Source organism: Mesorhizobium sp. WSM4809, from assembly GCF_055811655.1.
The window spans coordinates 1-239 of the sequence record NZ_JBVVQW010000090.1 but is presented as its reverse complement, the minus strand read 5'-3'; the positions used below and the strand labels follow the sequence as shown (position 1 = coordinate 239).

1 protein-coding gene is annotated in these 239 nt (G+C 50.6%); it reads right to left on the bottom strand.

What is annotated here, in order from left to right:
- Positions 1-239, bottom strand: a 239-nt coding sequence (locus tag AC0L24_RS33965; RefSeq protein WP_473565113.1) for a glycogen/starch/alpha-glucan phosphorylase, incomplete at both ends; no start/stop codon positions are given.

The following is a 239-nucleotide window of genomic DNA, read 5'->3' as shown; positions in this document are numbered from 1 at the left end:
CCTCAAACGCGTCGTCCCAGCTAAATTGGTGCTCATCGATCAGCAGACGCATCATCTCAGGAATCGACAGTACCGGATGGGTATCATTGAGATGAATCGCGATTTTATCCGCCAGGTTATCGTAGGTTTTATGCAACTGATAATGGCGGCTTAAAATGTCCTGAATGGTCGAGGAAACCAGGAAGTATTCCTGACGCAGGCGCAGCTCACGCCCGGAGTAGGTGGAGTCATCCGGATAC